This is a genomic window from Archangium violaceum, from assembly GCF_016887565.1.
Lineage (GTDB): Bacteria > Myxococcota > Myxococcia > Myxococcales > Myxococcaceae > Archangium > Archangium violaceum_B.
Window position 1 is genome coordinate 5,597,155 of record NZ_CP069396.1, and the last position, 14,255, is coordinate 5,611,409.

6 protein-coding genes are annotated in these 14,255 nt (G+C 63.5%); 4 read left to right on the plus strand and 2 right to left on the minus strand.

Annotated elements, in window-relative coordinates:
• Positions 1-396 precede the first annotated feature (396 nt).
• Together tnpC and tnpB are read right to left on the minus strand one after the other, a co-directional pair.
• Positions 397-2,073, minus strand: coding sequence for an IS66 family transposase (tnpC, locus tag JRI60_RS23000; RefSeq protein ID WP_204227976.1), 1,677 nt, complete (start codon positions 2,071-2,073; stop codon positions 397-399).
• Positions 2,074-2,109: 36 nt separating this feature from the next.
• On the minus strand, positions 2,110-2,853 hold the full coding sequence (tnpB, locus tag JRI60_RS23005) for an IS66 family insertion sequence element accessory protein TnpB (RefSeq protein ID WP_204227978.1): 744 nt from the start codon (positions 2,851-2,853) through the stop codon (positions 2,110-2,112).
• A 53-nt stretch (positions 2,854-2,906) separates the two neighbouring features.
• On the opposite strand from tnpB, the gene JRI60_RS23010 reads away from it, so the two are divergent.
• From JRI60_RS23010 to JRI60_RS23025, 4 genes are all read left to right on the plus strand, one after another.
• Positions 2,907-3,554 carry a transposase gene (locus JRI60_RS23010; protein WP_204227980.1) on the plus strand — a complete coding sequence of 216 codons (648 nt, stop codon included), beginning with the start codon at positions 2,907-2,909 and terminating at the stop codon, positions 3,552-3,554.
• A gap of 384 nt (positions 3,555-3,938) precedes the next feature.
• Positions 3,939-4,292: a hypothetical protein gene (locus JRI60_RS23015; RefSeq protein WP_204227981.1), complete on the plus strand. Its 354-nt coding sequence runs from the start codon at positions 3,939-3,941 to the stop codon at positions 4,290-4,292.
• 460 nt (positions 4,293-4,752) lie between these two features.
• Positions 4,753-10,320: an RHS repeat-associated core domain-containing protein gene (locus tag JRI60_RS23020; protein ID WP_239470675.1), complete on the plus strand. Its 5,568-nt coding sequence runs from the start codon at positions 4,753-4,755 to the stop codon at positions 10,318-10,320.
• A 3,204-nt stretch (positions 10,321-13,524) separates the two neighbouring features.
• Positions 13,525-14,196 carry a tetratricopeptide repeat protein gene (locus tag JRI60_RS23025; RefSeq protein ID WP_239470676.1) on the plus strand — a complete coding sequence of 224 codons (672 nt, stop codon included), beginning with the start codon at positions 13,525-13,527 and terminating at the stop codon, positions 14,194-14,196.
• Positions 14,197-14,255 lie beyond the last annotated feature (59 nt).

Consider the following 14,255-nt stretch of genomic DNA (forward strand, 5'->3'; position numbering starts at 1 on the left):
CTTTGTCTCAGAGTTTGTTGAACTGGGCGGGCTTATCGCTTCGGCAGCTCGTTGAATGATTCTGATGCTTCACGGGAGCGATGAGCCATGGCCAATTCTCCGCAGTCAGGGGCATGAAGCGCATGCCCCTGAAACAGCACGCCCCCATCCCCACCACCGCGCCGGTGGACGACTCCTGCTTTTGGCTGCCCGCATGTCCGCTGTCGCAGCACCTCCTCCTGGTTACCTTCCAGAAAAGTAGGGGCGGGGACATGACCGCGCAAGTTGTGCCGTATCCGCTCGGCGGAGCGGTGCAGAGGGACGGCGAGGATGGTATCCGCTCGGCGGAGCGGTGCAGCGTGGAGACGGAGATGTGGTAGGGGGCGCGCCGCCTGGTTCGACCGGGAGGAGCGGCGCTCAGGTCGTCGCGGGCGAGGCAGAGGGAGCCCGTGCGGCGGCCTCGCGCGAGGCCTTCCACATGGGCGGCAGCAGTTCCTCGAGTCGGCGCTGCGGCCAGCCCTGGGCGAGATTCTCCAGCACGTCGGCCAGGTATGCCCACGGGTCCACGCCAGCCAGCACGCAGGTGGCCACCAGCGTGTACACGCACGCGGCGCGTTCAGCTCCCGCGTCACTGCCGGCGAACAGGTAGTTCTTCCTGCCGACGGCAATCTCCCGCAGCCGTAGCTCCGAAGCGTTGTTGTGCAATGGCAGCCGTGCGTCTTCCAGGAAGCGCATCAGCGGTTTCCACTGGTTGATGGCATAGCGGCACGCCTGGGCCAGTGGACTCTTCGGCGGCTCCGCGTTGTAGGTGTTGGCCACCCAGCGCCCCAGTTGCTCGGTATTGGGACGTGAGAGCGTGTCTCGCCTGCGCAACCGCTCGGCGTCGTCTACCCGCGACTCACTGGCTTCGCGCTCCACCTCGAAGAGCCGGCCGATGAGCGAGAGCGGCAGCGCCGCCCGCGTGTCGCCGGCTTCCAACGCCTCGACGAAGTAGCGCCGGCAGTGGCTCCAGCACCCCACCTCCACCGCGGTGGCACCCTCGCGAGTGAAGAGCTTGTCGTAGCCCTTGTACCCGTCCACCAGCAGCCAGCCGGTGCGCTCGTCCAGGAAGGACGGCGGCCCCTCCTGCTTCCAGTCCGGCGTGTAGACGAAGGCCGCCCAGGTGCTGTCCCCCAGGTATACCCACATGTGCCCGCGCTTGAGTCCGTTGGGATGCTCCCTGTCGAGCACCTTCAGGTGCGTGTCGTCGCTCTGCATCACGTGCGAGGCCAGCGCCCTCTGGCCCACCTCCTGCGCCAGCGGCTGGAGGAGGTCGGCCCCCGCCGCCACCCAATCCGAGAGCGTCGAGGTGCGCAGCTGCACGCCGTGGCGCGCATAGATTCCGCTCAGCCGGTGCAGCGGCAGGGAGTTTTTGAATTTGGACACCAACACGTGGGCCACCAGGCCCGGCCCTGGCAAGCCCCCCTCAATCACCCTGTCGGCGGGCGGTGCCACCACCAGTCCGTCACCACACGGCCGGCAGGCATACTTGGGACGTACCTCCTCAATCACCTTGAAGTGGCCGGGCACCCACTCCAGCGTCTCGCTCTTCTCCTCGCCACAGCGCGTCTTGTCCCGCCCGCACGCCTCGCACCGCAGCGCCTCGGGCGGAGGCTGGTGGACGCGCTGCTCACGCGGCAAGTGGGAGGGCAGCGGGCGGCGCCCGTGTCCCTTGCGCTCCTTCTTTCGCGACTCCTTGTTGGGCGGCTCGGACGGGGGTGGGGCGCCCTGCGCGACGCCAGCGTCCCCGGCACCAGGCGTCGCCGCCTGCGTCTGCTGGGCACTGGCGTCCTCCTGCCCCAGCTGTGTCAGAAACAGCGAGAGTTGCTCGGCCGATAGTTTCTCGCTGGTGCGGCCAAACCGCTGGCGCATCGCCTTGAGCAGGCGCAGCTCCAACTCGGCGTTCTTCTCCACCAACTGCGTGAGAAGGCCCACCACCAGCTCAATGGCCTGCTCCTCCTGGCCCTCGGCCAGCAGCCCCCGCAGCAGCGCCGCCACTCCGTGCACGTCCGTCCTCTTCTTGCCGGGGGCCTCGCCGCTCATGACGCGCGACATGAGCCACGGCCCGGCCCCTCAACGCAAGAGGTTTTCTCACACAGGTAACTCCAGAGGTGGGGGCTGCCAGCGTGGCCGACGGACGCTGGCCTTCAAATCAATCCCCTCCAGCAGCAGGGTGAGCTCCACCGCCTCGAGCGTCACGGCGCCCGTGTCTTCCGGCAGCGGACGCGGCAGGCGGAAGCTGCCCTTCTCCAGTCTCTTGGAGAAGAGACAGAAGCCTCCAGAGTGCCACCACAGCACCTTCACCATGTCGCGCGTGCGATTGAAGAAGACGAAGAGGTGTCCACTCAAGGGGTCCTCTCGCAGTACCTGCCGCACCAGCAAGGACAGCCCGTCGAAGGACTTGCGCATGTCCACCGGCTGGCTCGCCAGGTGGATTCGCACCGAGGCGGGCAGCGTCAGCGCTTCCTCCAACGCCCTCACCAACCGCGCCACCTCCCCCGCGTCGAAACCCGGCTCCACCCGGATTCTCCGCCCCCTGGCCAGCACCACCTCCATGCTGGCTGGGCCCGCCGGTGCCTCTCGCACTTCTCTCGGCGGCGGCGCGGCAACGTGCACCGGGATGAACGAGAGCTTCGAGTTCTCCTCCTCTCTCCTCCGCTTCTTCCACCACCTCAGCCGCTGCGCTCCAAGCCCATGTCGGCGGGCGAACTCCGCCACCGACAACCCGCTCGCCTCATACGCCTCGAGTACCACTCGCGCTTCGGACTCCGACCAGTAGCTGCTCGCCGCCGCCCTCGCAAGTGTTGCTTCCTCTTCTGCCGTGTTGCGTCCCATGTCCATTCCTCCTGGCACGCGACGCTGCTCGGCTCTCTCTTCTCTCGGAAGGTGTGGTCCGTCGAGCGCTTACGCTGGGGGCACTGGAGCGCGAGCGCGCCAAGAAGAAGAGCGCCAGGGACAAGCGTCAGGTGCGCGCCTCCACCACGGACGCGGACGCGCGAGTCATGAAGATGGCCGATGGAGGCTTCCGGCCCGGCTACAACGTGCAACTGGCAGTGGCAGGCAAGGCCGAGGGAGGGCCGCGCACGATTGTGGGCGTGCAGGTGACGAACGTGGGCAGCGATGCGGGCAGCGTGGGGCCAATGCTCGAGCAGCTCGAGGCGCGTACTGGCCAGTTGCCCGGACATCTGCTGGCGGATGCCAACCACGCGACGTTGGCGGACCTCAAGGCGTGCGCGGACAAGGGGGTGGACGCGCTGATAGCCGTGCCCGAGCGCATGGCGCACGCCCAAGGTCAAGGCGACCATTCGGCGCAGGTAGAGGCCTGGCGTGAGCGGATGCAGACACCAGAAGCCCAGGAGCTGTACCGGGGTAGGGCCAGTCTGGTGGAGAACGTGAACGCACAGCTCAAGCAGCACTACAGCCTGGAGAAGCTGGTGGTGCGCGGGCTGGACAAGGTGACGAGCGTGGCCGTGCTCACGGCACTGGCGCACAACCTGCTCGTCCACGGCCCCACTCTCGTGAACCTGCTGAGCTGACAATTCCCACGGACCCGCCGCGACCTCCGCCGGGCCCACGCCCCATCACGCTCCTATGCGCCCTATCCGGTCCGAGTGTCAGCCGACGGGGGGTCGTGCTGCGCCCGCATCTGGCCTCTCTCCTCGATTTATCGACTGCTCTTCAGTGACCGCCGTGTGCCCGAGCATGCGCCGTTCTTCGTGTGGGGCCTCTGGCTCATCGACGGGGTGGGGAGGCGCTGACGGCGCCCCCGTCTCGTTCCGCGGACGTGTCATCCGCGGACCGGGATGCCCCTGCCGAGGACCCACGGCATAAAGCCTTGAAGTGACGGGCCAGTGCCCCTGGCCCGGCGTTTGCCATGGCGGGCGAGACCGCATTTCCGCGGTCTCATCCGTCGAGGTCATGTGCGTCGTACTGTCTGGATGCTGGTGCTCGCAGCGGGAGTATGGGCGGGCTGTGGTGCCACGCGTGTGGAGCCTGAAGCCGCCAAGGGGGTGGTACCGGAGCTCCTCACGGAGCACCGCGCGCTGCGGGCCGAGAAGGCGATGAAGCAGGTGGGGGAGGACTGCACGGAGAATGGCGCCAGCGCGTGCCTGTCCGGTGTCTGCCTTCACGTGAAGCCTGGCCGGGAGGAAGGCTACGTCTGCAGCCGTGCATGTCGGGGCGAGCAGGAGTGCCCGCCCGACTGGCGCTGTGCCCAGGTGTATCCGACGCCCGAGGGCGGGCTGTGTGTCCCTCTTCTTTCTTTTCACGAGTGAGAACATGAATCATTCACATCCATTCTTGTATTGCTGGCGTTTCTTTCACAGCCGTGGCCGATGGGGGCTGGGGGTCTTCCTGTGGCTCGTGGGGCTGTTGGGTCCCGTGGCCGCGTATGCCGCGGCGAGCTACGAGATCCTGCATTTCGTGAGTGTGAGCAGCAATCCGTCCCAGTATGGGGATTTGTACAGATCCTATGCGTGTGTCTGTCCAGGGGAGGAGCCCCAGAAGTGCTACAACTGTTCGAGTCGATACCCCACATGCCCTAATCAGACGTCCAACAACTGTTTGTTGGAGGGCGAGTCGCAGTGTGTCGGGACCGGTTCCTACAACATCCGCGACAAGCCGAGGACGACCTATGTCAATACCCTCGACGCATGCCCGGGGAATCCGACGTGGACGTGTAGACGCGATGCGGACTGCAATGCTTGTAGCGGCGGCAGATGCGTTGGGAATGCCGTGGTGCTGTCATTGGGCGGCGGTTCGGCCGAGGTGCTGAGGGGAGAGGGCACGCACTGTGAATACCCGCCGGAGATGTGTTGGGACAAAGTCGACAACAACTGCAATGGGCTGGTGGACGAGGGCTGTGGGGTCGTGGGGAGCGATGGAGGAACCGACGGAGGCTCGTCCTGCGGTGAGGAACTCTGCGGGGACGACGTGGACAACGACTGTGACGGGGAGGTGGACGAGGATTGCGCGCCGGTCGAGCCGGATGGTGGGGCTCCGCCTTCCTGCAGCGGGCCGAAATGCAGGTGCGACGGCACGAACCTGTACGATCCGGTCAACATCGTCACGGGCACGAGCTACGAGCGGATCACGGATGTGGAACTCTCCGATGAAGTGGCGACGCTGAGCTTCGAGAGGACCTTCAGCTCGCGGGGGGACGAGTGGGTGCACGACTCGCCGCTGGTGGGAGTGCCCAAGCCGTTCGGGGCCAGCCCCGGCAACGCGGGCTCGGTGGAGTGGTGGCACAACTGGCTGAGCCTGGTGGTGGAGCACCAGCAGCACTGGAGTGTGCGGGACAGGGACGGACGGCTGCTGCGCTTCACTCCCTGCGCGGGGGTTCCGTGCCAGGCCTCCCTGACGGAGGGGACGCCCAGCCACCATGAGCGCTTGTGGCGGACGGCCTCGGGCTACGAACTGGTGCAGGCGGATGGGTCCCGGCTCGTCTTCGAGGGGCGCTTCGTGGCAGCGCCGGGTGGGCGCAACCGCTACTTCCTCTCGCGCGTCGTGTCCTCGACGGGGGTGGACCAGGTGTTGCTCTCCTATGCGGTGCCGCCGGTGGGGGGCTGTCCCCAGGGGGCGTCCGGGAGCAGCCCGGGAGTGCCCTATCTGTCATCCGTGCGGACGGCGGCGGGGCGCATGTTCAGCCTCGGCTACCGCGCGCTGAGGCGAGCGGACGGGGCACTCGAGTGCGTCATCACCTCGGTGAACCTGGGCGGTGCGGTGACGGACGGGGGCGTTGGAGAGCCCGAGGTCCAGTTCACGTATGCGGGCAATGGGGACGAGCGGCCCGGGCGTATCGCCAACGCCCGGTATCGCTACCGGCTGGACGAGTACCTGTATACGTCGGGAGAGTTCCGGCGCTCGCAGACGGGGGTGGAGCTCGTCCGGCACACTTACGGCGCGGACAGGCGGGTGGGGTCGGTGGAAGCGGAGGGGCATGCCGTGTCCATCTCCTGGGATCCGACGGTGGGCAGTTGCCAGCCGGGCTCCAACTGCTGCGGCAGGCAGCCCCAGGTGAGACAGGCGACGGACTACGGGGTGGGGCGAGGAGATGGAACGGAAGGCTCGGCCTTTCTGTCATCCACCTACGAGACGCTCTCCAACTATGGACAGCAGATGGCCCCGCGCCTGTACCAGACGACGGAGTCCTGCACGCCTGGCGAGGCATGCAGCCCCGGCTCGGAGCGCACGGAGTGGGCGTGCTCGTCGGCCGGCACGCCTGGCCATGAGGCGGCGCGCAAGGACAAGCGGGACAACTGGGAGGTGTATGGCTACTCGCTGCCCACGGACACGCAGCCACGTCTGGAGCGGACCAGCGTGAAGCGTGGCGCCTCGGACATGCTCGGTACGGGAGCGCTGGAGGAGCAGACCTTCAGCTATACCTACGGTTCCAATGGAGAGCAGTTGCCACGGACCCTCGAGGAGCGGAGCGTGTTGGGGGGCTCGGGAGCCCGCCGGCGCACGTTGAACGTGTACGAGACTGGCACCCACCGGAGGAAGGCCGTCATCGAGACGGGCTGGACCCGGGAACGCGCCAGCGATGGCACCTGGACGACGAAGCCCCGCCTCGTGGGGACGTTCTCCTTCACCTCGCATGTGTCCCTGGGGGTGACGACGCCAGACCTGCTGGGCCGGACGATGGAAGTCCACGGACCGTGCACCGTCACGCGCGAGGACGCCACGGATTGCGAGCTGCCCGACTACCCGCTGACCCGATATTCCTACCACGCTAATAGCAGCACGGTGGGAGTGAATGAGCGCAACCGGCTGGCGATGGTGGAGGTCTATCCGACCCGCACCACCACGAAGCCGCTGAAGACACTGTTCAGCGAGTACGACAAGCGCGGGCACGTCACGAAGACGACGGATCCGAACGGGGTGTTGACCACCCTCACCTACGAGGAGGATCGGCTGACCGAGAAGGAGGTGGGTGGCCAGCCGAGTACCTATTACTACTACGCGGATGGCCAGCATCTGACCGCCATGCGGTACCCCTCGGAGGGTGCCGAGGTGTTCTGCTACCGGAAGGGCACGACGGGAGAGACCTGTCGGGGAGGGACGCTGACGGACAAGGTGCAGTGGAAGGCGAAGGCGACGCTCATGGATGGCACCGGGTGGACGGAGAAGGTGGTGTATGCGTATTGGCCGGACGGGACGCTGAAGGAGGAGCGCTACCTGTCGAGGACGGGCACGACGGTGGAGACGCGGCGGGTGTTGAAGTACGCGGCGGACGCGCACCGCAGGCCCACATGGCAGAAGTGGGGCGAGGGGGCGGGGAGCTTCAGCTCGGCGAAGTCCTTCGATGGAGCGGACAACCTGACGGGCGTGGGGCTGCCCTTCAACGATCCGCCCGCCTGGTGTGGAGGAGTGAGGCGGGGCGTCAGCCCGGAACTGAACGGGACGCCACTGTCGCAGCTGTGCTCCTCGATGGCGTATGACAGAGCCAACCGGCTGGTGCAGGTGGACGAGTACCCGGCGGAGGGAGTGGCCCAGCGCACGCTGTTCCAGTACGACACTCAGGGCAACGTGTCTGGAGTGAAGACGGGATGCATGGCCACGGACAGCTTCGACACCTGCGGCCAGCCGGCCGCGACGTATACGTACGATGATTTCGGCAAGGTAGTGGAGGTCTCCCTGCCGCACGCGGATGGCCCGGTGCGCTACGCGTACGATGCGCTGGGCAACACGGTGGTGAAGGAGACGGAGGCCATGCGCCAGGCCGGCGAGTACCTCGCATTCACCTACGACATGCTCTCCCGGTTGAAGACGGCGGAACGCCACTACTCCCAGCCGTCGGTGGGGATCGCTGTCCTGTACCGCCTGGGCTATGACGAGGACGGGGGAAACACTCCAGGCGGGTGCAAGAGCACGGTGAATACGAAGGGCCGGGTGCGCTACCGGGAAGACTCCTTCGGGAAGACCTGGTACCAGTATGACGATGAGGGTCGCGTCGTTCTCGAGTTCGGAGTGAGGGCGGGCACGTCGGTCTGTGGTGCCGTGGCCAACGCCAATCCGACGACGGCCTACGGTTATACGCCTAACGGCAATCTTGCCTCGGTGACGTATCCGAACGGCCGCAAGGTGACATACGTGTATGGATCGGGCGGCAACGCCGACCGGGTTGTGTCCGTCGGGATGACGCTGCATGACGGTACGGAGTGGAAGCCGGGTAGCGTGCTGTTGAGCGACGTCACCTGGGAGCCGTACGGCGGGCTGCGTGGCTACACGATGAACCATCCCACGACAAACACGCAGAGCAGGGTGGAGTACGCGCTGGGAGACGATGGCTCCGTGGCGCCCGCGGGCTGCTCGACGGCCATGCCGTCCGCGGCGAGCTCGGACCTGACGGGCCGGCTGCGCAGCCTGCGCGTCACTTCGCCCCTGGAGGGCGGGGGGAACAAGAACATCTACCAGCGCACGTACACGTGGAAGGCGGACCAGGTGGTGCGTACCGACACGTGCCTGCTGGGAGAGACGACGCCGAAGACGGAAACGTACAGCTATGACAGGACGCTGCGGCTGACGGGAGCGGGCCGGCCGGCGGGCAACTTCGACGCCACGGGTGGTGCCTTCGACTCACGTACCTACGGGTACGATGGCCGAGGCAACCGCACCTCCATGAGCAGCGACGGCGTTGCCTACGCGCTGAGCTACGCGGCCTCGCCTCGAGGGGACAGACTGACGGGCTGGAACTCTTCGACGACGGGGAGCCTCCTGGGGTACTCGCTGGCGTATGATGTGGATGGGCGCGTGACCCGGAAGGAGGGGGCCCGGAAGATGGATGGGCAGCCGACGCACGTGATGAGCTTCGCGTACGGCCCATCGGTGGGAGTGGCCACGGAGACGGTCTTCCGGGCGGTGAATGTGAATGGAGGCTTCTACAACTACTACTACGACGCGAAGGGGCGTCGCCGGGCGAAGGTCTACCCGGGAGGAGCTTCGGACGAGTACTTCCACGACGTGGGGAACCAGTTGCTGGTGGACCGGGGGAGCAGCGGCACCACTCCGTCGGTGGCGCACTACACGCAGGACGACTACGTGTGGCTGGATGGGCGCCCGGTGGCGATGGTGCGCGGCAAGCTGAGCAACACGTGGACGCGGCTGTCGGACACCTCGGAGGACTGCTCGCGCAACGGTGAGGCCGTGGCGTGTGGAGTGTACTTCCCGGTGACGGACCACATCGGCAAGCCCGTGTTGATGCTGGACGGAAGCGGCCGTGTTGCGGGGACGGCGGACTACGATCCCTTTGGCCAGGTCAACCGGGTGGCGCTGAACGCGGAGACGGAGCACCCGCTCAACACCACAGGGAGCGCCGCTACGCTAGCGGAACTGAGGCAGCCCACGAGTACGTCCGTGACGGTGAAGATGCGGACTCTCTTCCACCTGCTGGACACGAAGGGGGTGGGCTATGTCGAGCTGGTCGACGGAAACAACGGAATGAGACTGGCGGGCCCTTACGATAGAACCGGGCAGGGGCTTGTATGGTCGGACTGGGCACAGCCGTCCACAGGACACGCCAACGTGATACTTGCCCGGTACGGCACGGCTGGCGCTTCCTCCGCGTCCGGTGTGGTGCTGGAAGGGTACGAGTACCAGCGCTACCAGACGGGGGCACAGCCCTTCTGGACGCCGCTGCGCTTCCCAGGACAGTACTACGATGCGGAGACAGACCTGTTTGAGAATTGGAACCGCTACTATGATCCGAGCGTTGGAAGATACCTGCAGCCTGAGCCGTTGTTGGCTTCCCCTGGCTATATGCTGAGCATGGTAGAGAGTGGGCTTGGCACCCCAGCTTACGGCTACGCTGCTGGAAATCCCATTGCCTTTGCCGATCCTGATGGACGGGAGTTGGTGGTACACCCGATGACAAGGCTACTATTCCCGTCAGCGAAGGTTGCAATGCTGGAGAGTGCTATTTCAATGGTCAACAATGACGGGTTCGGAAGATGTAACTGCGCGCTGACCGCCGGTGGAGGTTTTTCGTCAAGACCATGGGACAACAAGCTCGTGTTTGTTTTACTCGATCCAACATTGAGATACCTCGGCGCAATCGGCATGGCACCGCCAATGCCGATGTTCGCGGGCAGGATTCAGTTCATGGCCATTGACCCGAATCTACCATTGGAGGTGATGGCATCAACAATTGCTCATGAAGGGGGACACTACAGGTTCCCATGGTTGGGGCACCGATTCCAAAGCCAGGAGCGCTTCGAGCGGCCGGAAGCTCATTGCGGCGACGCGGCATACAGGGGGTTGCCACCTGCGCTCGAACACGGAGGAGCTGGATGCCCATGCGATTGATATCACACAGTCGGATCTTGCTCGTTGTGGTTGGTTCCGCGATATTGTTGATGGCAATATTTGTGTGGTCAGAGGGGCAATGGTTTGATGCGAAGGCGAATCAAAGGATGCGGCTGGTAGCCTCGGCCGTTGCTGAATTCCGGCGGGCGAAAGGCATTTGGCCTGGGAACATAGAGGAAATGGTGCCGCCCAGATGTGTTGGTGCCGGTTGCATGCAGGGAACGGTGCCACGCGACCAGTGGGGGCGAGTGTTGGTGCTGAGCGAAGACGCAGGATGTATCTCGCTTCGCTCGTTGGGGCGTGATGGTGTCGCAGAAACTGATGACGATCGAGTCGTCTTGGTCGAATCGTCATGTCCTTCGAACGGGCGCTGAGCGCTACCTTGCCCAGCCGGTTTATCAGCGACTGCTGTAGCATAGGCCCGTCGAAGCGTTATGCTCCAGAGTGGTCGGTCACCAGCCACAGTGGCTCTTCCAGCACGTGGCTGGCCCCCTGCTCCGACATTGTCAATTCGATTGGGCTAATGAATAGCGGGCGCTCTGATTCTGTGAGCGTGGAACTCGTTCTGTTTGTATGTCCTGCATGCATGAAAGGCGCTCACCCTGATGACCAGTTGGCTGAGGATTTTGATGTGTGGGGTGCTGCCTGGAGTCATCTCTGGAGCGTTCGTCGGCGCCTACCACCGCGAGCATACTCTCTCTTATGAGGCGCTCCGCTGGGCTGATCGTCAGAGTGAGCCATGGGGCGTAGGGCCGGGGCTTGTTCTTGGAGCCCTCGCGGGAGCAGTAGTCTTCGTGATGGTTCGACGATTGTGGCTGCGCCTTCCTGGGGCGATAGCTTCGGCTCTCACTGCGAGCTGTGTGTCTCTCCTCGGGTTGGTGCTTTCAGCGAGTCGCGTTGATTGAGGGCCATCTCGACCTCCTGTCCCGTCAGCAGTTGCTCTACTTCTCTCGTAAGTTGTGGGGTTGGTGTGAACAAGATTCCATGGGGTTTCGCTTATGTCTGTCGAGCAGCCGAGGATTCTCGATCTCTTGCTTCAGATTCATGCCGGACGGCATAGGCCGCATTTTCTCCCGTTGATCGGGGACAGCGGACTACGATCCCTTCGGCCAGCTCAACCGGGTGGCGCTGAATGCGGAGACGGAGCACCCGCTCAACACTACGGGTAGCGCCTCTACGCTGGCGGAACTGCGGCAGCCCACGGATGCGTCGATGCCGGTGAAGATGCGGACGCTCTTCCACCTGCTGGACACGACGGGAGTGGGTTACATCGAACTGGTCGACGGAAACAACGGAACGAGATTGGCGGGCCCTTACGATAGAACCGGGCAGGAGCGTGTCTGGTCGGATTGGGCACAGCTGTCCGCAGGACACGCCAACGTGATGCTTACGCTACTACGACCCCGGCGTCGGCATGTACTTGCAGCCGGAGCCGTTGCTACAGGAGCCGGAAGCTGCAAAGGCTGTGATGCTACGTGGGCAACTCATGCCTGCATATGCGTACGCCTTCAACAATCCCCTTCGTTTTTGGGATCCAGACGGGCTGCTTCCATTCGATGGCGCGAGCACTGATAGATACCTGGACGCTCAGATGCAGATAACTCGGGCATGCCAGGCGGGAGATCAAGCGAGTTGTAATTTCCTGGCGGGACAAGTAGCGGTCGGAACGTTCACGGCTGCATGGTTCTCGCTCCCTCTAGCCTCATCAGATTTGCTTGTACCGTTGTTTTCTCCTATAGCTTCCAAGGCGAGCGATGTTTGCGCGAACATCTCTTCGAACATTTCCGATTATTGGTTTCGCTTTGATCGTACTGGCCACTGGAAAAATAATGGTGAATGGCGGAGCGGGCCTCATTTTCATTTTGATCCGTATCCGTATAGCAAAGAGCTAATGAAGTGGCATCTGCCATACCAGGCACGACAGTGGTGGTATAATTTTTGGTCGAAGTGGCGTAGATTTGAATAGTCGGGAGCGATCTTGGATTGCATAAATTTCGAGGAATGGGAAATTGATCCCGAGGCACGCTATCCAGGCTGGCACTTCGTCGAAGAGTTCGCGCGGAGCGCTTTGGATGATGGGTACATCGAGAGGATTGTCATCTTCGAGCGAGCGTCCTCGTCGCAGTATGAACTCAAGTATACGCACCACTGCTCTGGAGGTCAGACAGCGGAACTTGGGGGGGTGATTCGTGATGCGCTTCGGCGGGATGCGCTACTCGGTCTTGTACTCCGCGGGTCACACGAGCCAATCCATCTCCTCAAGAATTACCGGTGTAACAGCCGGAAGGCAATTCAGCTGCGAGATGTTGCACGTGAGTTCGACGCTGATGTGTTGGGTCTGGATGCTGTGCTTGCAGCAGGTCGGCGACTCATTCTCGTGAGTCACGATGGTGATCCATTGTTCACCCTGGTGCTTGCTTCAACGTAGTTGTTCACCCTCGCTCAGGCTGGGGTTTTGATCTGAGCGAGTAGTCAATGGGTATCAGACCTTGAACAGGACCCATGCCGGAGAGGATATCCTGGCATGGGTCCTGTCTTGCCAGCATGGTCGACATTGAGATACCTTCCATGATGACCAGTTGGTTGAGAGCTGTGGTGTACGGAGTGCTGCCCGGAGCCATTTCTGGAGCGTTCGTCGGAGCCTACCATCGCGAGCGCTCGCTCGCCTATGAAGCGCTCCGATGGGCTGAGCGGCAGAGCGAGCCGTGGGGAGCGGGTCCGGGGCTCGTTCTCGGAGCCCTCGCGGGCGCGGTGGTCTTCACATTGGTTCGGCGCTTGTGGTCACGCCTTCCCGGGCCGCTGGCCGCAGCTCTTACCGCGACTTGTGTGGTGCTCCTTGGGTTGGTGCTTTCAGCGAGTCGCGTTGATTGAGGGCCTGCTCGTGTACCGGACCATACGGAAAATACCGAGTGCAAACTGCACGAACTGGCCATGGGCACTGGAACTGGATGAGGCGCGACGCTCACCAGTGTGGTATACGCTTTGAACGGATTGGGGTGGGTTTGAATGGTCGGGAGAGATGTGTGGAACTCTTGCTCGGGTTGAGATGTCGACTGGGGGAACGAGATGCCAGGGCGCTCAATGCAGAGTCTGGCTGAGTCTGCCATGGACAGAGCTTGGAAGCTGGAAGGGTCTCCACGGCGTAACGCCAAGGCGGTCTTTCACGCATATCTGGTAGCGGCGCGAGCTGGAAGAGTGGAGGCCATGACGAATGTGGGTCTTCACTACGCGTATGGAGATGGTGTTGCGCGGGATGTGAAGCAAGCGCTTCTGTGGCTCAGAGAAGCCGCTAGCCATGGTGATGAGGTTGCCGCCTTCAATCTCGGCCTGTTCTATGATGTGGGGGAGGGGGTCAGAAGAAACAAAAGGCTTGCTGAGTCATGGTACCGCCGTGCCGCCAAAGGAGGCTTCTCGCCCGCTTTCGCGAATCTTGCGGACCTGCTCTCTTCCAGCAGGAGGCCCGATGATTGGGTGAAGGCCATTGGATTTCACAGGAAGGCGGCTCGGGAGGGGAACTCCGTGGCAATGTACAATCTTGCATTGGCGTACGAGCAAGGAAGAGGTGTGCGGAAGAACCTGAGGAGAGCCATGGCGCTTTATACCCAGGCCGCGGAGTTGGGTGATGTTGATGCTCAACTCGCCTTGGGGTGGGTGTTTCTCAATGGGATGGTTGGCCCTCCGGATTACGTGAGTGCATTTCGGTGGTATCGGCAGGCTGCGAAACAAGGCAATGCGAGTGCCCTCTTCAGTCTGGGGCAGATGTTCATGGAGGGACTCGGTGTTCCGTGCTCTCGGATGCGCGCGGCTCGATATTTTCGTGCAGCGGCAGTTGCTGGTCATGCAAAGGCCACTGAGCTTCTTCGGGACCTTGAATAGGTCCGACGGCCAGAACAGGTTTGATTCTTGAGTTACAAGCTTGGTGACCTGGCGCGCGA